At 50.7% G+C, this 1212-nt stretch carries 1 protein-coding gene; it reads left to right on the top strand.

The window, feature by feature from the left end; translation table 11 throughout:
• Positions 1-1212: FG-GAP repeat protein (locus tag PsW64_RS25565; RefSeq protein ID WP_206599580.1), on the top strand; the 1212-nt coding region annotated here is incomplete at both ends.

Raw genomic sequence — 1212 nt, 5'->3', positions numbered from 1 at the left:
TCTGGGGATGATGATAAGGGCAGTGAATCCGGTTCGGTCTATGTCTACACGCCAGATGGTGGCAGTTATGCGGAGACCAAACTTGTGGCTTCTGATGGCGCTGACCTGAACCACTTCGGTGCCAATACTGCGATCAATAACTCAGGTGTTGTTGCGGTTAGTGCCTTCGGAGATGGTACTCCGGGTAGTGCCGAAAAAGCTATTTATGTGTTCACTCCGACAGACGGCGGGAGCTATTCGGAAGTCAAGCTGACTGTACCTGAGGGTATCTTTAGTGGCATGCCTAGTGAGCATGGCCTCTCAATGAATGCAAGTGGAGTGATTGTTGCTTCCGTCTTTGACGGGATTGAAGACAAGATCTACATCTTCACTCCAGATGGTATTGGCGGTTACGCAGAAGACACTCTCTTTATTCCAGGAGCTGGCAGCACCAGTGGCAATGTTAGCATTAACGACAGTGGTGTTATCTTTGCCGACGGTCCAGGCGATCTTGCTCGTGTGTTCACACCGGATCCTGCCGGCATTTATATAGAGCTGGAACTGTCCGCACCTGACTCCAATGATAGCTTTGGTCGAAGCGGTGTGGTTCAGGATGATGGCACCATTGTTGTTGGTGCTGACGGTGCCTTGTACATCCATGAGCCGGATGGCAATGGTAACTATACAGTTTCCAAGCTGATTACCGGAGATAGTAGTACAGGTCCGACACTTGCTGTGAATGAGGCTGGTGTCATCGTTACCGGTGCCACTTCCGGCATCGGCGCTGCTTATGTTTATGTACCGAATGGTTCTGGTGGTTACTCGGAAATTGAACTGACAGCCCCTGATGTAGCAGGTGATGGTCTGTTCGGTAGCTCTGTTTCAATCAATGAAGACGGTACTATCACGGTTGGATCGCATTCTGACGATGACAACGGTGAGGGTTCCGGATCAGTCTATGTCTTTACCCAAGACCCTGCTGGCTTCTATGTCGGGCAAGACGGAATGCACTTCCTCCCTCATGAGGAGCCAGTGATTTACTCCTACGGTGAACATCATACGGTCAATGGAGAAGAGACCACGGCCAAACTTGTTGCCTCTGATGGTGCCGAGTATGACAGTTTTGGTCATGGAGTGCAGATGAATGACCACGGGGTTGTGGTAGTTGGTGCTTCTGGGGATGATGATAAGGGCAGTGAATCCGGTTCGGTCTATGTCTACACGCCAAATGGC

Origin of the sequence: Pseudovibrio sp. W64 (assembly GCF_001623145.1) — a bacterium.
Taxonomy (GTDB): Bacteria; Pseudomonadota; Alphaproteobacteria; order Rhizobiales; family Stappiaceae; genus Pseudovibrio.
The sequence above is the reverse complement of the archived record's forward strand: the minus strand, read 5'-3'. Positions and strand labels throughout refer to the sequence as shown.